The 23,075-nt window shown below is 42.0% G+C and carries 25 protein-coding genes; 4 read left to right on the top strand and 21 right to left on the bottom strand.

The annotated features are described in order from the left end of the window. Positions 1-6 precede the first annotated feature (6 nt). The 7 genes from ABEB05_RS11885 to ABEB05_RS11915 all read right to left on the bottom strand — a co-directional run bounded on the left by ABEB05_RS11885 (position 7) and on the right by ABEB05_RS11915 (position 4,656). Positions 7-303: a hypothetical protein gene (locus ABEB05_RS11885; RefSeq protein ID WP_265790406.1), complete on the bottom strand. Its 297-nt coding sequence runs from the start codon at positions 301-303 to the stop codon at positions 7-9. 58 nt (positions 304-361) lie between these two features. Beyond that, a complete protein-coding gene (gene flgI, locus ABEB05_RS11890) occupies positions 362-1,498 on the bottom strand; it encodes a flagellar basal body P-ring protein FlgI (protein ID WP_265790407.1) in 1,137 nt (378 codons plus the stop codon). Between the two features lie 21 nt (positions 1,499-1,519). Further along, complete coding sequence (locus ABEB05_RS11895; protein WP_265790408.1) at positions 1,520-2,128, bottom strand: flagellar basal body L-ring protein FlgH; 609 nt, start codon at positions 2,126-2,128, stop codon at positions 1,520-1,522. Positions 2,129-2,130: 2 nt separating this feature from the next. Beyond that, positions 2,131-2,844 carry a flagellar basal body P-ring formation chaperone FlgA gene (gene flgA, locus ABEB05_RS11900; protein ID WP_265790410.1) on the bottom strand — a complete coding sequence of 238 codons (714 nt, stop codon included), beginning with the start codon at positions 2,842-2,844 and terminating at the stop codon, positions 2,131-2,133. A gap of 89 nt (positions 2,845-2,933) precedes the next feature. Next, the gene (gene flgG, locus ABEB05_RS11905; RefSeq protein ID WP_265790412.1) at positions 2,934-3,728 is read right to left on the bottom strand and encodes a flagellar basal-body rod protein FlgG; all 795 of its coding nucleotides are present in this window, start codon (positions 3,726-3,728) and stop codon (positions 2,934-2,936) included. Between the two features lie 22 nt (positions 3,729-3,750). Then, the gene (locus ABEB05_RS11910; RefSeq protein WP_265790413.1) at positions 3,751-4,488 is read right to left on the bottom strand and encodes a flagellar hook-basal body protein; all 738 of its coding nucleotides are present in this window, start codon (positions 4,486-4,488) and stop codon (positions 3,751-3,753) included. Positions 4,489-4,509: 21 nt separating this feature from the next. Next, positions 4,510-4,656, bottom strand: a complete 147-nt coding sequence (locus tag ABEB05_RS11915) for a hypothetical protein (protein ID WP_265790415.1) — start codon at positions 4,654-4,656, stop codon at positions 4,510-4,512. 225 nt (positions 4,657-4,881) lie between these two features. Between ABEB05_RS11915 and flhB the strand changes: the two genes are divergently transcribed. The 4 genes from flhB (at position 4,882) to ABEB05_RS11935 (ending at position 10,654) form a co-directional block, all read left to right on the top strand. Next, positions 4,882-5,955 carry a flagellar biosynthesis protein FlhB gene (gene flhB / locus ABEB05_RS11920; RefSeq protein WP_265790416.1) on the top strand — a complete coding sequence of 358 codons (1,074 nt, stop codon included), beginning with the start codon at positions 4,882-4,884 and terminating at the stop codon, positions 5,953-5,955. Positions 5,956-5,963: 8 nt separating this feature from the next. Next, positions 5,964-8,066: a flagellar biosynthesis protein FlhA gene (flhA, locus tag ABEB05_RS11925; protein ID WP_265790417.1), complete on the top strand. Its 2,103-nt coding sequence runs from the start codon at positions 5,964-5,966 to the stop codon at positions 8,064-8,066. After that, a complete protein-coding gene (locus tag ABEB05_RS11930) occupies positions 8,063-9,496 on the top strand; it encodes a hypothetical protein (protein WP_265790418.1) in 1,434 nt (477 codons plus the stop codon). The genes flhA and ABEB05_RS11930 overlap by 4 nt, the downstream gene beginning before the upstream one ends. A 393-nt stretch (positions 9,497-9,889) precedes the next feature. Beyond that, positions 9,890-10,654: a sigma-70 family RNA polymerase sigma factor gene (locus ABEB05_RS11935; protein ID WP_265790419.1), complete on the top strand. Its 765-nt coding sequence runs from the start codon at positions 9,890-9,892 to the stop codon at positions 10,652-10,654. 185 nt (positions 10,655-10,839) lie between these two features. Here ABEB05_RS11935 and fliR read toward each other — a convergent pair whose 3' ends face one another. The 14 genes from fliR to fliJ all read right to left on the bottom strand — a co-directional run bounded on the left by fliR (position 10,840) and on the right by fliJ (position 23,073). Continuing rightward, entirely contained in the window at positions 10,840-11,619 is a 780-nt protein-coding gene (fliR, locus tag ABEB05_RS11940) for a flagellar biosynthetic protein FliR (protein ID WP_265790420.1), read from the bottom strand. Between the two features lie 43 nt (positions 11,620-11,662). Further along, positions 11,663-11,932, bottom strand: a complete 270-nt coding sequence (gene fliQ / locus ABEB05_RS11945; RefSeq protein ID WP_265790421.1) for a flagellar biosynthesis protein FliQ — start codon at positions 11,930-11,932, stop codon at positions 11,663-11,665. Positions 11,933-11,947: 15 nt separating this feature from the next. Next, the gene (fliP, locus tag ABEB05_RS11950; protein ID WP_265790422.1) at positions 11,948-12,754 is read right to left on the bottom strand and encodes a flagellar type III secretion system pore protein FliP; all 807 of its coding nucleotides are present in this window, start codon (positions 12,752-12,754) and stop codon (positions 11,948-11,950) included. Beyond that, positions 12,751-13,314, bottom strand: coding sequence for a flagellar biosynthetic protein FliO (locus ABEB05_RS11955; protein WP_265790423.1), 564 nt, complete (start codon positions 13,312-13,314; stop codon positions 12,751-12,753). The genes fliP and ABEB05_RS11955 overlap by 4 nt, the downstream gene beginning before the upstream one ends. After that, a complete protein-coding gene (gene fliN / locus ABEB05_RS11960) occupies positions 13,304-14,290 on the bottom strand; it encodes a flagellar motor switch protein FliN (RefSeq protein WP_265790424.1) in 987 nt (328 codons plus the stop codon). Before fliN ends, ABEB05_RS11955 begins: the two co-directional genes overlap by 11 nt. Before the next feature lie 8 nt (positions 14,291-14,298). Then, positions 14,299-15,234: a flagellar motor switch protein FliM gene (locus tag ABEB05_RS11965; protein ID WP_265790425.1), complete on the bottom strand. Its 936-nt coding sequence runs from the start codon at positions 15,232-15,234 to the stop codon at positions 14,299-14,301. A gap of 31 nt (positions 15,235-15,265) precedes the next feature. Beyond that, complete coding sequence (locus ABEB05_RS11970; protein WP_265790426.1) at positions 15,266-15,760, bottom strand: flagellar basal body-associated FliL family protein; 495 nt, start codon at positions 15,758-15,760, stop codon at positions 15,266-15,268. A 28-nt stretch (positions 15,761-15,788) separates the two neighbouring features. After that, entirely contained in the window at positions 15,789-16,514 is a 726-nt protein-coding gene (locus ABEB05_RS11975; RefSeq protein WP_265790427.1) for an OmpA/MotB family protein, read from the bottom strand. Beyond that, a complete protein-coding gene (locus ABEB05_RS11980) occupies positions 16,472-17,356 on the bottom strand; it encodes a motility protein A (protein ID WP_265790429.1) in 885 nt (294 codons plus the stop codon). Before ABEB05_RS11980 ends, ABEB05_RS11975 begins: the two co-directional genes overlap by 43 nt. Positions 17,357-17,654: 298 nt before the next feature. Then, a complete protein-coding gene (gene flgF, locus ABEB05_RS11985; RefSeq protein WP_265790431.1) occupies positions 17,655-19,289 on the bottom strand; it encodes a flagellar basal-body rod protein FlgF in 1,635 nt (544 codons plus the stop codon). Positions 19,290-19,380: 91 nt separating this feature from the next. Next, positions 19,381-20,058 carry a flagellar hook assembly protein FlgD gene (locus ABEB05_RS11990; protein ID WP_265790433.1) on the bottom strand — a complete coding sequence of 226 codons (678 nt, stop codon included), beginning with the start codon at positions 20,056-20,058 and terminating at the stop codon, positions 19,381-19,383. A gap of 19 nt (positions 20,059-20,077) precedes the next feature. Next, positions 20,078-22,057 carry a hypothetical protein gene (locus ABEB05_RS11995; RefSeq protein WP_265790435.1) on the bottom strand — a complete coding sequence of 660 codons (1,980 nt, stop codon included), beginning with the start codon at positions 22,055-22,057 and terminating at the stop codon, positions 20,078-20,080. Beyond that, positions 22,057-22,638, bottom strand: a complete 582-nt coding sequence (locus ABEB05_RS12000) for a hypothetical protein (protein WP_265790437.1) — start codon at positions 22,636-22,638, stop codon at positions 22,057-22,059. Before ABEB05_RS12000 ends, ABEB05_RS11995 begins: the two co-directional genes overlap by 1 nt. Before the next feature lie 6 nt (positions 22,639-22,644). Continuing rightward, a complete protein-coding gene (gene fliJ, locus ABEB05_RS12005) occupies positions 22,645-23,073 on the bottom strand; it encodes a flagellar export protein FliJ (protein ID WP_265790438.1) in 429 nt (142 codons plus the stop codon). Positions 23,074-23,075: the final 2 nt, after the last annotated feature.

The raw sequence follows: 23,075 nt of genomic DNA on the forward strand, positions 1-23,075 counted from the left end.
TTTCCATTAAAACGATGTTCTCTTCTTCCAATGTTCGTTAATCATATCAGCCATTCCCAGTTTTCCCTGCTTAGCTATCTCATTAGCAATTGTTTCAGTTATATGCCGGCGATACAAATTATTGGATTGTCCAAGCACACCATTGTTATCGCCCATTTTGAAAGAATCTTTAGTTAACTCGCTAACTAACTTACGAGCGAAAATTTCTTCAAAATCAGTAGCAATTTCTTCCTTTTTGATTTCATCACTGCGACTTTTACTGATTTCACCTTGCAGCGCATTCATAGCAGAATTAATTTCCATAATGCTTATCAAACCTATTTTTATTGGATAAAATTTTCTTAGAAAATCCCTGGATATTTTACATGACTATAAGCTCACCTTGCAATGCCCCGGCCCGATCAAGAGCCTGGAAAATGGAAATAATATCCCGCGGGCTCATTCCAAGAGAATCAAGGGCTTCGGCCAGTTGCTGGACATTAGTGTCTGACTCAAAAACTACATTCTGAGCCGACTCCTCGCTTATTCCTATATCGGGCACCGGAATAACTTCAGTATCTCCGCCACTAAATGGAGGAGGCTGACTAACAAAAGGAGTTACTTGTGTTCTAACCTGTACGCTTCCATGTGAAACCATGGCATTGTCAATCGTCACATCACCGCCTGCTACAATCGTACCTGTACGTTCATTAATTACAACGCGCGCCGGCTTATCCAGTGTAACCTCCTGTTCCATGATGGTGCTTACAAATATATTTCTAGTGCCCTGACCCTGAAAAGCAGCCGGCCATTCAACCTGTACCAATCCCGGATTATATACCGAGGCAATTTCTTCATCAAAATTATTATTGATCACTTCTGTAACACGACGCGCATTAATAAATCCCGGTTCGTCCAACACCAGCCCCAGTGGCTGATCCGGATCAAGTTGAAAATCATTATTTTGCTGTACAATTCCGCCTCCCGGGATAGTTGCGGTCAGAGATCCATTTCTTGACATACGGGAACTTCCTATTTCTTCTTTTATGCCGCCTACCACCAGTGGGCCCTGTGCTTCCACAAAGACTTCTTTGGTTGAGGGATCCATTAAGGGTGTTTCTAAAAGTACACCCCCTTCCAGGCTGCTCGCATCTCCCAGGGAAGAAACCGTAATATCAATCTCGCTTCCTGAGGCATGATAGGGACCGATAACAGCCGTAACCATTACGGCAGCTACATTGCGGGTACGCAGACGATCCGGATTAACGGTAATGCCAAAATTATCGAGCATATTAGCAATAGACTGAACCGTGAATTCAGCTCCCCGCCGACTAATAGTTCGGTCGCCGGTTCGGTCCAGGCCTGTTACCAGTCCATAGCCCACTATTTTTTTAGCATGGGCGTTCTGCACCTTTACTAAGCTATTTAACCGGCTTTGCCCCTCGGCCTCAGAAATAAATGCGGTTGATATCAGTAAACATATACAGAAGAACGACAGTCCATATTTCGTATTAATCATTTTCATTTCAACTGTTAAAAATTAGTTCATACTTTTAAGAAGGACTGCGGCACCCAGTGCAATCCCGACTCCTGTCAGAGCCACTCGTTTAAAAAATCCTTCCTTTTTAGTGACCCCCCGTACATCTCCATCCTTTTCATAATTTATACGTGCATTTGCCAGTTGATACGACAAGACCTGATTCCGACCGTTAATATCCCGGGGACGTACTATGCCTTTTAAATCCATGGTATGGCGTTCCCCATTTATTTCTGTCGACCGGCGACCTTCTATCACAAGATTTCCACCATTGGTGATATCTGTCACTTCAACACTCATTATACCCTCAAGCAATTGCCCCTGATCTGTCCGAACCCGTTCATCAGAATCGTAGTTAACCTCTGCATTAGTCCCAAAGGTTGGCTGGAAAGGCAAAAAATTGCTGGATGTTGATCCCCCTGCAGCCCCAGCAGCATTAGAAGAATTCTCTGCCTCAGAACTGGTACTGCCCGAAATGTTTTCCTGAAGTATAACGGTTATGATATCCCCAACCTGACTGGCGGCATTATCCTGGTACATAGAATTTTGTGCCCATACCGGTGTGGCTATTACCATTAACAAAAGTGTTACCGATGCGGTATTTCTAATCATTATTAAAGTGTATTTTTCCATTTTGTTACTCCCGGGCTGATAACTTCGCCCTTATATTTTTTTCTTGTTTCTTCGCTGTAAATTCTGATTTTATCTCCTTTGGCACCGGGTTCACGCGCTTCACCCACCAACTGAACCTGAATGCCCTGCTTCTCAATAATAAGTTTTACCCGATCGCCCGCCTCTATGATATATTCTCTGCTTACATAAGATTTTCGTACTGGCTGGCCTGCGAGAAGGGTCCTGCGCAGGATTTTCCCCTTCATTGCGTTAATATCTTCCATCAGATCTCCTTTGTTGCGCATTAATGAGACCCAGCGTTCCTGGAGATCCTCTTCTTTAATCACTTCTCCCCGGGAAACACGGCGGCTTACCACCGGTATCTGCTGCTCTACTTTTACCGTCAGTTGAATACTGGCCTTTTCCCTGTTTCCCCGGTTCTTATATAACACCTCGAAATCAGTATATCGCCGTACTTCTCCCTTTAGCTCAACGGAGAGGATATCCTCGGATTCCATATTCAATAGACGCTGTGGAATCCATCGTGGCGCAATATTAAAACGATATTTCCCGGATGAATAATAATTTGTCAGTCCTTCTCTGGCCTTTTCAAGAATTATGTCTTTGGCATCTGCGCCTTTTTCTTGCACCTCACCAAGATAAGTTCCAGCTGACCAATTAAACCGTTCTGTCTCTCCCAATAATAAAAACGGCATACTCTCAGCCTTTGCTGCGGTTATTACCGATATAGCAAGGCTGAGAGTTAATACTGACGCTATGAAAACCGTTCTTTTCACCAACTTTATTATCGCTTAATGGAATTGGTAACGGACATCATGTCTTCAGCGGACTGCACCATTTTCGAGTTGGTCTCGTAAGCTCGCTGAGCCTCAATAAGCCTTACCATCTCCGTTACAACATCTACATTAGAACTCTCCAGAAACCCTTGCTGTACGGTTCCAAAGCCTTCAGCTCCCGGACGATCAATAAAGGGCATACCCGATGCTTCGGTTTCCATAAAAATATTGTTCCCCTTTGCTTCGAGTCCACCGGGATTTGAAAACTTGGCAAGTTCGATCTGTCCGAGTTCAATTTCCTGGTTATCTCCGGCCATCAGAGCCGTTACGGTTCCATCCTGTGCGATTTCTATGGCTTTTGCCTCCTGCGGCACTTCTATCTGATCTGCAAGCGGTAATCCTGAATTGGTTATAAGCATTCCGCTGGAATCTCTACTTATATTACCATCGCGGGTATAGCCAATAGAACCGTCCGGCATTTCTACCTGAAAGAATCCTTCGCCGTTGATTCCCATATCCAAAGGATTCCCCGTTTCGGTCATTGCCCCCTGTGTATAATTGCGAATAGTAGCAACCGCCCGGGCTCCGTGTCCTATTTGCAAATCGGGACTATCGTTTGATATCCTGTTCGCTGCTGCTCCAGGTTTTGAAACAGCAACGTTTTCATAAAACATATCCTGGAATGCGATAGTGCTCCGCTTAAATCCCGTTGTACCTACGTTTGCCATGTTATTGGCAATATTATCTACGGATTTTTGCTGAGCACTCATTCCAAGTGCCGCCGTACTTAATGCTCTAAACATATCTTATATATTTTGTTGTAATTTAAAATTGGCCAAGCTTTGATGTAGCCTGACTTAACATTTCATCTGTAGTTCTAATTGCTCGTTGTTGTGACTCAAACATCTTTACTGTCTTCATCATATCAACCATTTCATTCAGGGGATTAACATTTCCCTTTTCATAGTACCCCTGCATAATGCTGCTTGAGTGATCTTCTACCAGCTGTTCTTCCCTAACCGCAAAATAATTACTCCCCTGGCGTTCAAGTCTCGAAGTGTCTTTAACTTCAACGGTCATAATCTTATCAAAAACCTCTTCATCAATACGGATTGTCCCATCAGTGGCAACCTCAATCTCTGCACTCTTGTTATTACGACCACTGGCCTTGATATAATCGGGCATATTAATAGGACCTGAATTGCCTATGACACGGCCGCCATTCCCATCAACCAAGTACCCATCTGTATCGATGCTAAACCTTCCATCCCGGGTTAGTTGCCTTCCATTCTGCCCTTCTACCATAAAGAATCCTTCGCCCTTGATAGCGAAATCGAACTTATTATCAGTAGCTTCCAGTACTCCCTGGGTCATATCTACCTGCTGCATGGGAACGGTTCTGGTAACTTCTTTACCGTCGACCTGCTCTTTAACCATCTGATAAAATACCTTGTTTCCCTTAAATCCCGGTGTATTTATATTGGCAAGGTTGTCAGCAGTGATGTCCTGTGTCTTCGATAACATCTGCATGGCCCGCATCTGGGCTTCTAATCTTTCTATCATAGTATCCTAGCTAGGTCTTGTTTAGAATTCATCAACCGGCTCCCGCCAGCCCGGATAGTATATACCTTCAAATTCTGTGCCACTTACCCATTTTGCACATCCATAGCGATAGTAACGACTAAGAAAAGCCCCTAAAGTTTGTACACTGGTTTCCTCTCCCAATCGCATTATATGCTGCTTTCTATCTTATTTATTGGGAGTTATCCCCTGTATTAAAAATTATACGTTGCCTTTACAGGCATAGAGACATTCGTATATGAGGCATCCGAAAAAAATGGAAATGTTTTCCGCTCTTGTGGATGTTTTCTCCCTTTTGATAAATAAAACCCATCATTCAACCGCAAAGATCGGCAACATAATAACTGGTACTGTATTTGTTTCATATAACACATCATGTCAGATCAAAACTCAGCGCAGGAAAAAACAGAAGAACCCACCCAACGACGGATAGAAAAAGCCCGCGAGGAGGGGAACGTCAGTGTGAGTACGGAGATATCATCCGTAATGATCATGCTAGTTTCCACCATAACCTTTGTAGGGATGGGTGGACTTATGTATCACCATATGAAAACGATCTTCGAAAGCTTTTTCTGGAATGCCGGTATGCCTGTAAATAACCAGGAACAGGCTCTTATGTATCTGAATGTAGCTGGCAACCATGCCATCCAGCTTATGCTGCCATTATTTATCGTACTCATTGTGACCGCTCTTGTTGTAAATCTTATCCAAACAAAGGGCGCTTTTTCCCTTAAGGCCATTCAACCCAAGGGAAGCAAAATTAATCCTGTTAACGGAATTAAGCGGGTCTTTTCAAAGCGTGGATTGGTAGAACTCGTAAAAGGACTCTTTAAGCTTTTCGTCATGGGTCTGATTGTCTATTTCACTATTGAAGCAAACATCAGTCATTTCGTCTCTTTCTCTATAATGCCTATAGAATATAGTCTCAGTGAATCGGGATCTCATATTCTTCTGTTTATTGGCAGAATTCTTGCAGCCCTACTTATTATGTCGATAGCTGATGCGGCATACCAGCAGTATCAACATAAGCAAGACCTGAAGATGTCGAAGCAGGAGGTAAAAGATGAACGCAAGCAAAGCGAAGGGGATCCTCAAATGAAGAGCAAACGTAAAGCGATGGGGATGTCCATGCGAAAAAAGCGTCTCGACCATGCTGTACTGGAATCGGATGTGGTGGTAACCAACCCAATCCACTACGCTATTGCTCTGCAGTACGATCCTGACGAAAGCAAAGCGCCCATTGTAATGGCCAAGGGGCAGCGATTAAGGGCCCAGAAGATAAAGAAATTGGCAAAAGAACTGGATATCCCCGTTGTGGAGAACAAGCCGGTGGCACAGGCACTTTTTGCCTCAGCTGACGTTGACGAGTATATCCCCGAAGATCTGTTTAGGGCCGTAGCCGAAATTCTAGCGTACGTTTATAAGCTCAAAAATAAACACAACATATAGCAATAAGAATGGCATTTAACGATATCAATACGACCATGCTTAAGGACCGGTTTTTACAGACCGATGTCCTCATTTCCTCCAGTATCATTGTTATTCTTCTGATAATGATTCTACCCTTTCCGGCAGGACTAATGGATTTTTTCCTGGCGCTTAACATTTCACTCTCTATTATTGTACTGCTGGTGGCTTTCTATACCCTTAAACCACTGGAGTTTGCTGTTTTCCCCGGGATGCTGCTTATTTTAACACTCTTTCGTCTTTCCCTTAATATCGGTACTACACGACTTATCTTAAGTGAAGGCTATGCGGGCTCGATTATCGAATCCTTTGGCGGGTTTATCGTACAGGGAAACTATGTTATCGGGATTATTATTTTTGCAGTGCTTATCATTATTAACTTTGTGGTTATTACCAAAGGGGCTACCCGAATTGCCGAAGTCGCCGCCCGTTTTACTCTTGATGCCATGCCGGGTAAACAAATGTCTATTGATGCTGATCTCAGTGCCGGACTTATAACGGATCAGGAAGCCAAAGAACGACGCGAGGAAATTGCACGGGAAGCTGACTTCTATGGAGCTATGGACGGAGCCAGTAAGTTCGTCCGTGGTGATGTTATTGCGGGACTCCTGATCACATTCATAAATATTATTGGCGGACTTGTTATAGGGACCATGCAAAACGGGATGGATATCGGAGAAGCAGCCAGGGTTTATACCTTAATGACTATTGGTGATGGCTTGGTTTCACAAATACCGGCTCTTCTCATTTCTACAGCGGCCGGAATTATTGTCTCTCGTGCTGCTTCAGAAGGCAACTTAAGTAAAGAGCTTACCTCTCAGCTGTTAGGCGATCCCAAAACACTGGTAATCGGTTCTTTCTTTATTTTCTTCCTCGGAGCTATGCCCGGTATGCCGGCACTGCCTTTCTGGGCCATGTCCGGACTTTTTCTCTACCTTGCCTATAAAAGAAATGCCGCGGAAGAACAGGAAAAAAGAGACGAGGTCAAGAAGCAAAACGAGCTGCCTGAGAAACAGGAAGACCGGGTTGAAGATTATCTGCTGCTCGACACTCTCGAACTCGAAATAGGATACAGCTTAATCTCTATGGTAGAAGAACAGCAGGGCGGTGACCTTTTAGATCGCATTACCTCACTAAGAAAACAGCTCGCAACCGAGCTGGGAATTATCATTCCTTCTGTAAGGGTACGCGACAATGTTCAGCTTGATGCAAACCACTATACGATTAAGATGCGAGGCATACAGCAGGGAGAGGGGGAATTACTTCCCGATTACCATCTGGCGCTGATACCTTCCGATTTCGATGCTAATATTCAGGGAATTGAAACCAAAGATCCCACTTTCGGGATGGATGCCATCTGGGTAAGCGGAAAAAATAAATCTCAGGCGGAAAAATTTGGTCTTTCGGTCATTGAGGCCGGAGCAGTCATTACTACCCACCTTATGGAAGTACTGAAGAAAAATGCCCATAAGCTGATTGACCGGCAGATGGTGAAACGACTAATTGACAATATCGAGGAACAATCTCCTGCGCTTATTGAAGAGCTCGTGCCCGATGGTATGCAATTAGGAGAAATACAGAAAGTACTAAAGCGCTTGTTGCGGGAACGTATTCCTATCAATAATCTTGTTACGATCCTGGAAACACTGGCTGACCATTGCCAGCAAACCAATAACACAGATGTGCTTACGGAATACTGCAGGGCCGCTCTGGCGGAAATCATTACTCAGAAATTTGTAAGTGAAGAGAACGAGGTGGTAGTGGTGATGATGGATTCCAATCTTGAATCCCGATTAATTGAGCAGGCCCAGCAGGGTAATCTTAACTCCAATACGTTGGGGCTAGATCCGGGTACGGTTGAGGTACTTTATAAAAACGCTTCCGAGATTTTTGAAAACATGATTCGCCAGGGATACGATCCCATTTTATTAACCTCCCCGGTATTGCGACATACCCTCTTTGAATTTTTGGCACCAATTTTGCCTGAAATAAATGTACTGTCGTATAACGACATTAGTCAGGATGTACAGTTTAAAACATTTGACCGACTTAGTATACAACATGCTGAATTAAATGAACCTGCATCGGTATGATACTGAATAAATTTTTAGATAAAACCATTGAAACAGCCAAGCAAAGTGCGCTGCAGATGTATGGCTATAATCTAACGGAATTAAAAAGCATCCTTCATGACAAGGGTGAAAGTGAGGATGGGGAAAGCAGAAACAACTTTTCTCAACAGGAGAAAAGCTACAAAAAATACCTCTCCACTGGTCAAAGAAAAAGGACTGGAGTTACCTTCGAGCGGTCCGCAACACCATCAGACTCAAAGAATAATACGAATGGAGATAAGAATAATATCGAATCTAAACTGACGGCGATTCGGAAATATGCCGCAGAACAAACCGCCTCGAATGAGGAAGAAATAAGTCACTGGAAAGGAGATTCAGTTGAGGATAATGGGTCGCAAAAAGAAACTTCAAAATTAAAACAAAATACTCCTTCCAGCCAGCTTTACAGCAGGAAAGATATACGCCCACGGGCCCAAAAAACGGATGACAGGATATCAGCGATGAAGAGCAAGGATCACGGTGGTCCTTCCAGAACAGTAAGCTCAATAGACAGGGAACAATCCTCCTTCAACCACAAATCTAAACCTCAAAAAGAGGAGAATAAACGAAGCCTGCATCAGCGACTTGACCGATTGGAATCCCTCATGCATCTGACTTTATCTTCCGATGATCTTAGCTATGCTTCTCATCCGGCTTTTCACAAGCTGCTTCACAAAGGAGTACCTAAGCGTTTAATTTCGAAATGGTTTCATATCATTTCCGAACAGGGCATTCATCCGAATAAACAGGAAGAACTTTTCCAGTCAAAGCTATCGTCCATTATTCAGGAAGCAATATCCGAAGTACATCCCGGTGATCCTAAAAAGCTGTTGCTTTTTACGGGGAGGTCGGGTTCGGGCAAAACCAGCTTAGTTATGAAACTAAGTCAAAAAACCCACCTCTTTGGAGGGCAAGATATTGCAGTTGTATCGATTGTGCCTGATGATTATGCGAAAATGAATTACTATACCATTCTAGAACCTTTTTGCAGAGATCATGGGATCCCCTATTATCGTCTGAAGGATGAGCAAGAACTTAATAGCTTATCCAATGAATGGAAGTCTTTTGACCATATTCTTATTGATACGCCTTCTATAGAGTTGATTGATGAGTTCTTTTTTAAACAGTTTGTAAATATCAAACAGAAGTTACAATCACTTTATGAAGCTGAAACACATTATTTGGTGAATACGGCTGTCAATGGAGTAGCTTTTAATGATCCTCTAGCCGTCCAGGTAAAAGCGGATAGCCTTGCTCTCACTCATATCGATCAATCGAATAGATGGGGAAAAACAGTTCAGCTTCTTATACAATCAGATTATGGGCTGCGCTTTATCAATAGCAGTGAATCTTTAGAAGAAGGAATTGACATATTTAGACCTGAATTATTTGCCAAAAAGCTCCTCAATTAAAAAATTGTAGACATGCAAACACTTAAAAAAATAAACTTACAGGGAAACACGAGAATGCTATTTCTTGATGTGGGAGCTGGCTGTATAAACAAGCTGCGGATTTATGATCACAGTCGTTCGCTTGGCTACATTATGAACCATAATTAAATTATTGAATATTATGTTATTACGTTTAGTTTCGGTTATATCGCTTATACAGTTCTTATTACTGATGGTCTCCGGAGAGAGTATTAATATTGCTCTATACAGAAGCCTTCTCGTATTTTTAATTCTTTTCTCCCTTGTATACCTTTCAATTTTCCTTCTGAATATTATTCAGGATAGTAAGGCTGTATCCGGCAAATCGGCGACAGCGGAGGGAGGAAGTCAACCGCAGAACAAAAATGATAAATAATGATGGCTAATAAAACGCTTCAGGAACTTGCTGAATTGTACTGTGAGGATCCCACTAGTGGATTGCGCAATGCCATTATTAGCAAATCCATGCCTTTAATTCGCAGTATTATTGGCAAAATAAATATTCCCGATCAACCTTTGACCCAGCAGGAAGATATTGAAAGTGCCGGAATAAGCGGACTACTGCAGGCCATGGATTCCTATGAGAGTGATCGAAATATTAAGTTCAATACTTTTGTTTATTATAGAATTCGGGGCAATATTATTGATTACCTTCGTAAAATTGATCAATTGCCCCGACAAAAACGCAAGGATTACGGCGAGGTTAAACAGATTATTCAGCAACTCTCCCAAGAGTTAGGCAGGGAGCCCTCAGATGAGGAGGTGGCACAGGAACTTGATATGGATCTTGGAAGCTACCGACAGCTTCTTTCAAACGTACAAACGCGCAATGCGCTTTCCCTCGACAACTCCCTCAATAACGACGACTCCAATTCCTTTTATGAAATTCACGAGAATACCGATGTTGAATGGCCGGATCAAAATCTTGTAGATAAGGAACGGGCTGAAATTCTCAAGAAGAAGATTGGCGAACTTAATGAAAAAAATCGCTTAATTCTTACTCTCTATTTTTATGAGGATATGACCATGAATGAAGTAGCGTTATTATTGGAATTATCGGAAGCAAGAATTTCCCAAATTATTGGCAAGCTTTTGATTCAACTAAAACATGAGCTGGCTGAAGAGAAGATCTTAAGCTGATTAAGTTGAGTAGTTAGTGATTAAAATGGCTCATATTTTCCCCCTCTTCTATTCTTTTCCTATTCTCACTAAATAGTCACCTAGTCATTAGTATTGGATTTTAGCCTGTCACATTCCTATTTCCAGGTCCAGACCAGAAATCCATCATTAATATACATACATCTACCTCTCTCGTCTGCACCTATTTAAGGCATTAAAATCCCTATAATTTCTATCAAATAGTCATATAGGTGTTGAAATATCCTGCTGAAGGCATCAGGCATATAAGGCAACAGCCAGGATAAGAGTACAAAACCCAACAAAAGCTTAATAGGAAGCGCAATAAACAATATGTTCGCCTGGGGCATTACGCGTGCAAATATAGCCAGCGTCAAATCGAGCAGAAAGAGCACAATCAGAAATGGAGCGGCCAGCTGGACACCAATAATAAATAGGTAGTTTGCTACTTCAAGCATAAAGGGTCCTGCATGCTGCAATTCTGCCTGGTTAATAGGTATCAACTCAAAGCTTTTGACCAATCCGCTTAAATAGATTTTATCTCCCTCCATGGCAAGAAAAACCAAGACAGCCAGCATGCTAAATAAGTTACCTACCACATCACTCTTCTGCTGCGTCATTGTATTTACAATCTGGGCAAAGCTCAACGTTATCTTGAGACTTATCAGCTGTCCCGCCATTTCAATACCTGCAAATATGAGCTGGCCCACCAATCCCAATGCAACGCCTACTAGGATTTCAAGTATGATAGCCGTAACTAAAAAGGGAAGCCCCGTTTCCAAGGGGATTAAAACACTATCTGCCGGAATGATAAAAGAAAGAATGAAACTGATTACTAGCGCAAAAAATAACTTTACCCGGGCCGGAAAAGCCGCAGAATTAAAGAAAGGAGCTGTCATCACCAAGCTGCTGACTCGTACAAAGATCAGGAATGCCGCTAATATATATTCTGGCGTTAAAAGGGACATCCTGTCTTTATGCTTGCTGAAAAGTGACTATGATTGATTATAGCTAATTGGCGAGTTCAGGGATTATTTCAAATATGCTCTCCATAAATCCTACCGCATAATTCAGCATAAACCCAAACGAAAAGAAAAGAATAAGTGCAACAACTACCATCTTGGGCACATAGCTGAGCGTCAATTCCTGAATGGAAGTAGCCGCCTGGAAAATGGCCACTGCCAGTCCTACAATAAGGGCCCCTATTAATGGCGGGGCAGAGAGTGTCACCACAGCCGTAAGCATTTCTTGCACCCAATGTAAAGCTGTTTCAATATTCATAGATAACTCAACTTTTTAGTTAAAACTTTCCACCAGCGACTGCACCAGCATATACCAGCCATCGGTAAGAACAAATATTAATATTTTAAAGGGCAGCGATACCAAGACCGGTGGCAAAAACATGATCCCCATAGATAACAAAACAGCCGAAACAACAATATCAACGACTACAAAGGGCAGATAGATCATAAAACCGATTTGGAAGGCTATGCGCAGCTCGCTCATTACAAAAGAGGGCACAACCACGTAAAAGGGTACATCATCAACAGCAGCCACCGTTTCTACCTCTGCCATATCCATAAAGAAGAGCAAATCCTTCTCCCGGGTTTGTCGTACCATGAACTCTTTTAGGGGCAGCGAGGCCTCGCTCAGGGCTTCCATCTGTGTTATTTCATCATTCAGATACGGTTGAACGGCCTCTTCATTTACCGTTTCAAAAGTGGGCATCATAATAAAAATGGTTAAGAAAAGAGCCAGCCCGATCAATACCTTATTAGGGGGCGACTGCTGGGTACCGAGCCCCATTCTCAGAAAAAAGAATACTACTACAATACGGGTAAAACTGGTCATCATGGTTATAAATGCGGATCCAAACGAAAGAACCGTGACCAAAATTAGTGCCTGGATCGCAACCGACAGGTCTTCCACATCTCCTCCTAAATCGAGAGGAGAAGTCTGTATCAGAGCCGGAAAACTAAAAGCAGAAGGTATTGATATTGATACAGAATTAGCCAACAGGCTGGCCGGTAAAAAAAGTGAAAATAAAGCTATGGTAAGAGCAACCTTTCCCCAGGAATATTTATTCATATACTTCTGTATCATAATTTACTCCTGAAGAGCTTTGAAAAAGTATCAGAAGCTGTTTTTCCATGCTCCTTTTCCGATTCTTCCCATTCCTCGTTTGTATAACGATGCAGTAAATTTACCGAGCTGGAAGTCACTCCCAAAACCCAGACTTCTTTCTCATTATTCATTCTTATTATCTGTAGCTGTGCGCCTTCTCCCAATACCTGGTTGTCTACCTGCCGTCCTTTATTACTCCTAACCGAACCTCCCCCTGACCGATCGGCCCAAAACCAAATAAGTCCTAAAATTACGACCAGTACAAAAAAGGTTAACAGTCCATTTGTAAAAAGGTTTGAGGAATCATTATACCGGCTTACTTCAGTTGCTTCCGAACTTGAAGTATCTGATTTCACTGAAAGTGAATCGATCGCCTGTTCACTATTAAAAACCTGTCGGTTTCCGGTGTTCTCTGCATAATCGATTTGTGACAATGTAAACAGCCACATCAGTAACAGGACAACAGACAGCCCAATGACGATCTTTAAAACTTTTTTAGGGCTAATTGAAAGTGATGACAGTTTCTCTCTAAGATCCATTACTTATTTTAGCAAGACGTTTCTTTGTGGTTACCAAGCTTGAAATTCGAACTCCGAAATGTTCATCAATAACTACCACCTCGCCGAGAGCAATTCGATTGCCATTGACCAGTATATCAACCGGCTCACCGGCTAACTTTTCAAGCTCCACAACAGACCCTTTAGCCAACTGCAAGACCTTTCCTAGGGGCAATTCTATCCTCCCTAATTCTACTGAGACATCAAGCTCCACATCTTTCAGCAGATCCATACTGTGAGTCTCTCCATTTTCCTGCTCATCCTCCTCCGAAAATTCAGCAAACTCAATATGCCGTGCCGATATCACTTGCTCTTGTCTTGCTTCCTTGGGCGCTCCTTTTTCTTTACCAGATTCCAAAGAATCTTTTTCTGTTTCCACAATGGGGCTTATCCGTTCGGAAGTGGTATCCGTCTGCTCATCTACATCCTGAACTTCATCAGTTTCTTCTGGTTCAATCTTTGTAGCCGGATCTCCCAATAGAAACTCAGCTCGCACCTTATTATCGGCCAGTCCTTCTATTTCCAAATTAATCCAAAAATACTCACTATGAGCCAGCTGCTCCTGCATCTCTGACTTAGACAGAACCTGAACTTTGGTGAGCTCCGGCTCTATTTCATTTTCCTTTAATTTTTTGAATACCACATCAGATAGGTCGTCAGAAAACTCTTCTAACAACTCTATAGTTGTATCATTTTTCTCCTTTTCCTCGATGCCCAGCATAATACTCGAAAGCAATCCATACCATTCCGGATCCAGTACTATGATAACATCAGCATCATGCACCTGATCCCGGGCATATAAGACAATATCTGTTTCTTTTAAATGCTCCAGCGCTGACTCATTTTCCGGACTATCAGAATTTGCAATTTCTATGTGCGTTTCCTCAAGCAATACCGAAGTTAAAAACTCCTCGATCGCAGGCAGGTATTGCTTAAATTCTTCTTTCACGTTTTCCATAATTCAGTTTATATGACCTCTTGTTCGTTAATTTCTTCAACCATTTCAAAAATTTTAACCGCTCGCCTTCCCCGTACCACTCCGGGATAACCCGACATTTTATGCACATTATTAACTTTAACCTCTAGAGGATGATCAGTGCGCTGTTTAAGCGGAATAACATCTCCTTCCTCAAGGTCCAGGATATTCTTAATCGAAAGTTTTGTAGTTCCCAGCAATGGCCTGATATGCACACTGGCATCACTGAGGGTACGCTTATATGATTCAAATGCTTCCTCAGACAAGTCTTCCGTCTCAGTTTTTTTGCCTTTTTTTAGAACGGAATTATTCATTGCCTGCTTGAGCATGCTATACGGGTAGGAAATTTGAATACTGACCTGTTTGTCCCCCAGATCAATCAAAAGCTCAACAACAATAGTAGGATCAACCGAAGCCAAATGTATATTTTCAGGCTTACTCTCATAAGTAGAAGAAGAGATGTTGAAATCCATATAGGGCTCCCAGGCAATAATAATTTCCCGGTTAATGCCTCTAACAATACGAGAAATAATTTTTTCCTCTATAGTTGTCATGGTCCGTACTTCGGTGAGATCCCCTCCGTATCCACCACTTTGTCGCTCTACCAGATGGATACAAAAACCCGGAGGCATCACCATGATTACATTTCCACTGAACTCCTCAATAGAAAGCAAATAAATTACACTGGGACTTTTAATCCGGTTGATGAACTCACTAGTTGAGAGCTGATCAATCTTTTGGAGACTTACATCTACCTTATGACGCAGTGCACTGCTAAAAACCCGGCTCAAGCTCCGTGCAAACATATCGTGGAGAGAGCGAAGATTTCGCATGATCTCCTTACTAAAAAGTTTCGGATGCCTGAAATCGTAAGATTCTACATATTTTACTTTTCCAAGCTTCTGCTCGCGCCGCTTAGATTCCATATACTTCGTTCCGTTCGGTTGTTCTTAATCATCATTGCATTACATACTTAGAGTAATACAAATTGCGTACCGAACGCCTCTCAATTGTACTATTTATTATGCTGACCAGCTCGAACCGAAGATTTTCTTTTTTTTCTATCCCCTCTAACTGTGATACGGAACGAGACGACAAATACTCAATCAAATTATTTCTGATCTTGGATATATTCACCTCAATAAGCTGTTCATCCTCCTTATCAACCAATTCAAGGGATAATTCAACCAAAAGATACCGCTGACCATTTGTATCGGCAGGATTTACAATGATCTGTTCCAACTCATATTTACCCGATTCTGTGGGAAAAAAGCTGGTAGTATAACTATAAATTGACTCGTAATTTCTTTCAATAATCGTATAGGCAACAAAAGACTGTATCACTAACAGTAGAACAAACAGGAAATATTTTCCTAAGTGTTGAAATTTTAACGCTTTGAATCTGCTCCTTTTTTTACTGCCGGATCCTTGTTCTATCGTACTATCAGCCATAACTCAGTTTTTTAAACTTTTAACGAATTCATCCTTGTACACTTACCGTGTCAGTATTAATGCTATTTAAAGCTTCAATTATATTCATGTTATTGTCTTTATACCGTACATATATTTCGACCCGTCGGTTTTGACGGCGACCTTGCGGAGTTTCGTTTGTAGCAACCGGTTTGTACTCTCCGAAACTACTAGCCTCAAATCTTCGTGGATGTACCGTGGAATTATTCCGGATAAATAATACAACAGATACTGCACGGGCCGCACCCAAGTGCCAGTTTGACCGATAACCGGTTCTATTTGATATAGGAACATTATCAGTATGCCCCTGGACCTTGACATCCCGTACCTCATCATCAAAAACACTGGCAATTTCTTTTAAAACAACCTTTGCTCTTGGTAAAAGGGTAGCCGAACCACTGTCAAAAGTTAAAGAATCACGCAAGGTTACTTTTACTCCGTCCTTGGTCTTTTCAATATCAACCTCAGACGATAATCCTTCTTCTTCCAGAAATTGTTTTATCTCATTCCATTCTTCTCGCAGTGTATCATTATTCGACTGCTTACTTGCCTCATCATTTTCAAAAACGACGCTGGTCGATGACTGGAAATGAGAAATAAAGTCGTTAAAGGTCGATACATCTATGCCAGGGGTCAAGACATACAGCAATACAAAAAACACCAGTAAAAGAGTAACCAGATCGCTGTAGGTTACTAACCAGTTTCCATTTCCAGACTTTCGTTCAATTTCTGCCATTCTGCATTTTGAAATTCAATCCATTGTTGGTAAATCTTCTGATCCCGGTCATTTCTTATCGGCAGCTCTTCATGGTATTTCAGATATTCTGCCCGGTGTTTCGGGTCAACATGAATGAGCATCTTCTTCTCCATAATTCTCGGATTTTCTCCTTCAATCATCGAAAGGATTCCCACGCGAAACATCTCCTTTCGGTTAAGATCCATCTTACTTAAATATTCCAACTTCCCGGCAAGAGGTCCCAATAACATGTTCGCAAGTATGGTCCCATACAAAGTAGTAATCAACGCCACAGACAAACCTGCCCCCAAAGATTCCGGGTCTGATATATTTTGAAGCATCAGGATCATACCGATAACCGTCCCGATCATTCCGAAAGCGGGCGCATATTCCGACATGGAATCCAGTACCTTAACTGAAATAGTCAGCTGTCGTTTTTTACTCTGGATCTCATCCTTTAAAATATTATTCAAACTTTCTTTTTGGAATCCGTCTACCGCCAGCTGGAGTCCATTCTTTAGGAAATCATCCTTTACATGCTTGATTTCCTCATCCAGTATCAACAATCCTTCCATACGTACCCTTCGTGCAAACATACGCATCAATTCCATATCGGTGCGAAGATCCACCGATTTCGCTCCCATCATTCTACGTATGGTAATAAAGCTACCTTTAATATCCTCAAAGCTATAGTTAACCATGGTTGCGGCTATTACTCCACCTGCGACAATAACAAAAGAGGAGCCACTTGCAAATGCACCAATACTGCCCTGAAGTACAATAGCCAGAATGATTAACGAAAAGCCTGAAAACAATCCAATATTTGTTGACCTGTCTAACATGTGATTCTTATCGACTTTGAAAGCAAAAACTTAACCTGTTTAATATTTTTTACAATCCATCCTTTTCCTGGTGTTAAGTTGACTGAATTCATCCACTATTATATCGGCTACACCTTACACTAGTTATCTATTCCGTTGGTAGCTTATATGTAAAGTTTAATTATAGGCTATCTGGTATGTTCTCCCGGAGGCAAGAAATAGAAAACGCCTCGCACTTATATATGGCGACCTGCACTCATATATAAGAACGAAGCGTTTTAGTTAGCCTTTAGCGACTTAGAAATCAGCTTGCGCTATCTTATCGTTTCAAATTTACTGCTTCGGTAAGCATCTCATCAGATGTACTGATGACTCTCGCACTTGACTGATATGCTCTCTGAGAAGTAATCATTTCAGTAAACTCCTGGGCAAGATCAACATTCGATCCCTCAAGAGCTCCTGAATTAATACTGCTGTCAGAAAGATTATCTGCTGAATCGATAAAAACTTCTCCGGCAGCGGAGGTTGCTCTGAAGAGTCCCCCTCCCACCATTTCTAATCCGTCTTCGTTTTGGACGTTTCCAAGCGCTAGCTGTGCCAGATCCTTATTCTGACCATTGTCATATACGCCCTGTAAACGGCCGTCTCCATCAATACTGATATCTACCAGGGAACCCTGACTGTAACCATCCTGGCTTACAACCTTAGCCGTATTTGCTCCCGAATATTGCGTGAAGGTAGTACCCTGAGAAGAATCTCCCAGTTCTACATCAAAATTCGTTGTACCTGCTCCGTTACCGGGCTCAAATTCCATATTGAAATTTCCGCCTGAGGTTACCTGTCCCATTTCATCAAAAGTTACGGTACCGGTCGATCCACTACTGATAGTTTCGCCATCGGCAAATTCCGCTTCGTATTCCCATTCATTCTCTGCAACCTGAGTAAAGTCAATTAAAAGGGAATGCCCTTTCCCAAGGTCATCGTATACCGTAGTACTCATGGTTTGCGTATTGGTTTCGCCTTCCTGAGTAACCTGAAAACCCGGAAAGTTCACGGCATCAGCATCACCGGCATTATCTATAACATTTGTAGAATCGATATTCAGTTCGCTATCACCCAGCGAGCCAGATTTCAGCTGTAACATACCATCTACCAGTGCCAGATCTCCTTGCGCTCCCAAATCTGTATTTAGGGCTGCAACCATATCATCAAGGGTTGTACCATCCGTCCCATATTCAAAGTCTGCAGTAGCTCCGGCCGTACCATCATTCTGTGTATAGGTAACTTCAATAACATCACCGACTTCCAGATCTGACGTAGTTTGGCTTAAATCATTTATATCTGTTGTTCCAGCAGCTATATTACCGCTACTATCGGTAAAAGCGCTTTGTGCCTGGACAATTTGGGTGGTACTGGTATTAGCATTTAAATTCCCGGCAAGATTAACTTCATCAGTTTGCTGGGGAGGTAAGGCATTTTCAAAATCGATACGCACATTTTCAGTGGTACCACCGCCTAATATATTTCCTGAATCATTGGCGTTATATCCCTGCACATAGTTCCCCGACTGGTCCACAAGGTTACCATTTTTATTGAAGGTAAAGTTCCCAGCCCGTGTCATTAAATTTTGGTTTCCGTTATTGACCACAAAAAAACCATCCCCCTCAATAGCCAAATCTGTGGTTTTGCCAGTATTTTCAATAGTACCTTGACTAAAGTCACGGTCTACAGAGGCAACACGGACTCCAAGTCCAACTTGGTTGCTTAAAGAAGGAGCGGACTCGCCGCCACTATTTCCTCCGATATTTTCGTTCATTAATTCTGAAAAAGATACCCGGGAGGATTTAAAACCAGTGGTATCTACGTTAGCTATATTATTACCGATCGTATCCATTTTGGTTTGAAAACTTTTCAAACCACTTACCCCGGAATTCAAAGATTTTATTAAAGACATAATCTACTCCTTTATTTATTGAATGAAGACAACGTAATTTTCTTGCTGTCTGATTTATTAAATTGATAATCGTACATTTTTATTTAAGTTCTTAAAGACTGTTGCCGACCGTTTCCACATCTCCTATAGGCACTTCTACTCCATCAATAGATAGCATAACGCCATTGCCGGTAAAACGAACTCTATTGGCTGTTCCCTCTGTAAACATCCTGTAATCCACAGCCTTCTCCCCGTTAGAAGCGTCCACTTCGACCGTATATTCTCCGTCGGGCAAAGAAACACCATCATTATTTTTACCGTCCCAAGTCCAGCTGTTTTCTCCTTTTCCTACACCTGTAAATGATTCCCTTCTCACTTCACTTCCAGAGGCATCCTTTACTATAATATCCATCTCTTCGGCTGTATTATTCAGCTCATACTGGATGTTTACATCTCCGCCATCTTCCAGCGTAATCCTGTTACTCAAGGCTCGGACATGCTTGCCCGTCAGGGAAGCAGCCATGGAATTGCTCATTTCCGTTCGCATCATTTCCTGGCTGTCTTGCAATGAAGATAAGCCGTCATTAACCCCAATCAGCTGCTCCACTGAATTAAACTCGGCTAGCTGGGATGCAAACTCCTTACCGTCCATCGGATTAATAGGATCCTGATTCTTCATTTGAGCCACTAATAGTTGTAGAAACTTATCCTTTCCAAAACTGTTACCATCTTCAACTTTAGTACTATTTGCTTGTGCTTGTGCCTGAGCACTTATTGCTCCTATATCCATAATCTTTACTCCTTGTTAATTATGCTGTCCATTCCATTTGATTATATCCGAAGTTTCGGACAGCTTTAAAGTTTGCTTTTCCTGTCTCCCCAGATCCGACCTCACTGCCCCCAACTCCAGCCCGACCTCCCTTCCTGTTGTGAGAGGCTGAAGGGCTATCTGAGAATTGCGAGGCGGTATCTTCCTGTCCGTTTTGTTCAAACTGGAGGTCTATCTGCGAACCGAACTCCTGCTTCAAATGCTCCCGAATCTGTTGCAGATTCTGTTGCAGAAGTTTACTCAGATCCAGATTCATTGCTCCCAGCTTTACCTGTAGCACGCCTTTAGCTTCCCGAACGGAAAGCTGAAGTTTCTTTCCATCATCCAGCACGAAATTATGCTTTTGCCAATTTTCAGGATTCTTTTTCGCTTCCGAAGCGGCTTTCAATACATTCTGAGTTAATGCCGGTAAAATCCTTTTCTTTAGAGAACCATTGGCTATTGGAACCTGACCCAATTTAAATGCTGCTGAAGAAGCGTTTTGCTGAATCGTTTCTTTATCATCGTCACTTTCGACAGAGTCAGCTGTGTGCTCCTTCCATATTATATCTTCTCCATCCATAAGAAATGTCGCATCTTCCTGACCAACACTCCCATTTGAACTACCTGCTGTATTTGGTTGAGAAGATTCACCCGGATTTCTTATGCCTGAAAAGGGTACGCGACCCGAAAATGTATTTCCTCTGCCTTCTGCTCTTTCCGTCAGACTTAAAAAACGATTTTCCGCATTGCTATTTTCTTTCTGCCGGTCTTTATCCACCAGTGCACTTTTCATTTCCAATCCCTTTTCGGAGGCTCCTGCGGAAGTGCTTTTCAGGGATAAATCATCTATAATTTCTCTCTGCTTCTCTGAAATTCTCATTCCTTTTGAGGTTGCTTCCCGATCTGGTACAGCTTCCCCTTCAGAGGAGGAGAAACGCTCCATTCTACTTTTACCCCTGCTCGCTATCTGTTCTGGCCGACTCTGTGAAACTCCTTCTTTATTTTCCTTTCCGGAAAAAGAATCAACACCCCTATCGGTAGAACGTATTTCCTTTTCATTATCCCTGTTATTCACCACAGGATCTTCCTTTTGCTCGGCAGGCTTATTCTCTTCAATAGTCTTTTCCTGTCCTTTAATTTCCTTTGCAGACTCATTGAAATTGGATACTTTATCTCCGCTTTTTCCGCTGATGGCAGCCTCTTCTTTTTTAGACACCCCAGCATTTGAGACGTCACTATCGGCTTCACCGGACAATGATAAACGGGACTGCCCTTCTTGGCCCAATTTATTTAGTACTCTTTTCAGCCGGGTTATCAAATCTTCATCATTCAAACTCTCATCCGATAATACCTGAGATAAATTAGCGGCTACTGTTTGAGCCCGATCTGACGATAACGCCTGTTTTAATGCAGTGATCTCTGTTTTCGATAACTGATCTACTAAACTCTCACCATTGCCATTATCGCCTGAGATATTCCCTTTTAGGGGAGACATTAGTTGGTCATTGAGAGCTTCTTTTTCAGATTCAGACTGCTGGATGTGATTACTTCCATCGCTTACTACTTCTTTACTTTCAGTTCCCACATCTTCAATGTTTTGCAACTTCGAAACAGGACCCTGTTCGCTTTGTTTCAGCTGTTGAAACAGCTGTTTCATTTCTTTTTTTAGGTTTTCATTCTCTGAATTACTGCCTGACAATTCATTGGAAATATTGCCCATCAATACATTTGGCAAAAGCTCATTCTTTTCTTCTCCATTATCCTTATCTACAGATCCAGTACTCTCTTCAGGTATCAGGCTAGCTAATACATCCTGCTTCGTCTCGTCGTCTCCTTTTCCTTTCAAGGAATTTAACAACGATTGAAAAAGCTTTTCGGAAGAAATTTTTTCTCCTTCTCCATTATTACTATCAGAGCTATTCTTTAACAGTGCCGCCTTCTCATCCTTTCCGGCGTTAGATATAATCTTTCCTATCATTACATTACCTCCGTCATTAATTTAGCAGCACGCTTGGATTCAAGTGATCGCAGCAACTTCCTCCGCTGCAAAGAACTTCCGCCCCTGTACAACCGGACCAGCTGCTCATCACTCATTTCATTAATAATTGGCGCCAGATTTTCATCATCAAGACTCAAAAAGCTTTTAATATTTTCTTTGAACTCTTCATTATTTTCATCCGAAGCATTCGCAAGGGTTTCCGCTTCCTCAGAACCTTCTCCTTCTGCTGGAGCTGCGGTCAGCTTCTCTATTTCTTCGATCTTTATTACCAGTTCATTTTCCAGAGAATCATTCACTGTACGAAGTGAATCCAAAACTTTTTTCATCTCTTGGTTATCCTCATAAAATTTTGCTGCCTGCTTTTTAAGGGTTTCAAAATCTGCTCCAACCGGAGCTACATCAATGTTCTCGGCAGCTATTCCGAGGTTCTGATTACTCTCAGCCACCTGTTCATATTTTTCTTCATTGATATAAGGAAACAGGAAATAGATGACGATAGCCAGAGGGATTAATGGCCCTATAATAAATCCTATTATTTTTAACAGCTTCTTTATATTCATTGCTTCTTATCGACTAAAACTTTGGGTCGCGATTTCATCCATAACTTTCTGCTGATAACGGGATACTTTTTCTAAAAACTCTTCCCGCTCCTCTTCCTTTACCTTTTCCATTATATGCCGCTCCTTATGGACCGCAGCCAGTTTATCACGCTCCTGATCTACTGCATTCTCAACAATTTCCAGACTTCCATTAAGCTTTTCCATCTTTTGGTGTACCTGGTGTATATATTCTCTGTGCCTTTTAAGATTGTGCAGACTCTTAAATTCTTCACTGCCTTCCTCATCAAGATGGCCCTTCAGTTTTTCTTCAAGCCGTAGCCTCTGCTCACTGAGCTGTTTTTTCTCAGATATCTTTTTGGCTAGCTTCTGTTTCTGAACCTTTTCTTCGTGCTCACGTACCCTTAAAACCGATTCAAGAGAAAAATTAAATTTCATAG

The organism is Fodinibius salicampi, from assembly GCF_039545095.1.
In the GTDB taxonomy this organism is placed as follows: domain Bacteria; phylum Bacteroidota; class Rhodothermia; order Balneolales; family Balneolaceae; genus Fodinibius; species Fodinibius salicampi.

Bases quoted from the DNA above. Each gene is read 5' to 3' on its own strand.
- ABEB05_RS11965 (WP_265790425.1), bottom strand. From the start codon at position 15,234: ATGGAATCTAAGCGGCGCGAGCAGAAGCTTGGAAAAGTAAAATATGTA.
- flgG (WP_265790412.1), bottom strand. From the start codon at position 3,728: ATGTTTAGAGCATTAAGTACGGCGGCACTTGGAATGAGTGCTCAGCAA.
- ABEB05_RS11935 (WP_265790419.1), top strand. From the start codon at position 9,890: ATGATGGCTAATAAAACGCTTCAGGAACTTGCTGAATTGTACTGTGAG.
- ABEB05_RS11970 (WP_265790426.1), bottom strand. From the start codon at position 15,760: ATGGCTGATAGTACGATAGAACAAGGATCCGGCAGTAAAAAAAGGAGC.
- ABEB05_RS12000 (WP_265790437.1), bottom strand. From the start codon at position 22,638: ATGAATATAAAGAAGCTGTTAAAAATAATAGGATTTATTATAGGGCCA.
- ABEB05_RS11915 (WP_265790415.1), bottom strand. From the start codon at position 4,656: ATGCGATTGGGAGAGGAAACCAGTGTACAAACTTTAGGGGCTTTTCTT.
- ABEB05_RS11955 (WP_265790423.1), bottom strand. From the start codon at position 13,314: ATGGATCTTAGAGAGAAACTGTCATCACTTTCAATTAGCCCTAAAAAA.
- ABEB05_RS11975 (WP_265790427.1), bottom strand. From the start codon at position 16,514: ATGGCAGAAATTGAACGAAAGTCTGGAAATGGAAACTGGTTAGTAACC.
- fliJ (WP_265790438.1), bottom strand. From the start codon at position 23,073: ATGAAATTTAATTTTTCTCTTGAATCGGTTTTAAGGGTACGTGAGCAC.
- flgI (WP_265790407.1), bottom strand. From the start codon at position 1,498: ATGATTAATACGAAATATGGACTGTCGTTCTTCTGTATATGTTTACTG.
- flgA (WP_265790410.1), bottom strand. From the start codon at position 2,844: ATGCCGTTTTTATTATTGGGAGAGACAGAACGGTTTAATTGGTCAGCT.
- fliQ (WP_265790421.1), bottom strand. From the start codon at position 11,932: ATGAATATTGAAACAGCTTTACATTGGGTGCAAGAAATGCTTACGGCT.
- fliR (WP_265790420.1), bottom strand. From the start codon at position 11,619: ATGTCCCTTTTAACGCCAGAATATATATTAGCGGCATTCCTGATCTTT.
- ABEB05_RS11995 (WP_265790435.1), bottom strand. From the start codon at position 22,057: ATGATAGGAAAGATTATATCTAACGCCGGAAAGGATGAGAAGGCGGCA.
- flhB (WP_265790416.1), top strand. From the start codon at position 4,882: ATGTCAGATCAAAACTCAGCGCAGGAAAAAACAGAAGAACCCACCCAA.
- ABEB05_RS11980 (WP_265790429.1), bottom strand. From the start codon at position 17,356: ATGTTAGACAGGTCAACAAATATTGGATTGTTTTCAGGCTTTTCGTTA.
- fliN (WP_265790424.1), bottom strand. From the start codon at position 14,290: ATGGAAAACGTGAAAGAAGAATTTAAGCAATACCTGCCTGCGATCGAG.
- fliP (WP_265790422.1), bottom strand. From the start codon at position 12,754: ATGATACAGAAGTATATGAATAAATATTCCTGGGGAAAGGTTGCTCTT.
- flgF (WP_265790431.1), bottom strand. From the start codon at position 19,289: ATGTCTTTAATAAAATCTTTGAATTCCGGGGTAAGTGGTTTGAAAAGT.
- ABEB05_RS11990 (WP_265790433.1), bottom strand. From the start codon at position 20,058: ATGGATATAGGAGCAATAAGTGCTCAGGCACAAGCACAAGCAAATAGT.
- flhA (WP_265790417.1), top strand. From the start codon at position 5,964: ATGGCATTTAACGATATCAATACGACCATGCTTAAGGACCGGTTTTTA.
- ABEB05_RS11895 (WP_265790408.1), bottom strand. From the start codon at position 2,128: ATGATTAGAAATACCGCATCGGTAACACTTTTGTTAATGGTAATAGCC.
- ABEB05_RS11885 (WP_265790406.1), bottom strand. From the start codon at position 303: ATGGAAATTAATTCTGCTATGAATGCGCTGCAAGGTGAAATCAGTAAA.
- ABEB05_RS11930 (WP_265790418.1), top strand. From the start codon at position 8,063: ATGATACTGAATAAATTTTTAGATAAAACCATTGAAACAGCCAAGCAA.
- ABEB05_RS11910 (WP_265790413.1), bottom strand. From the start codon at position 4,488: ATGATAGAAAGATTAGAAGCCCAGATGCGGGCCATGCAGATGTTATCG.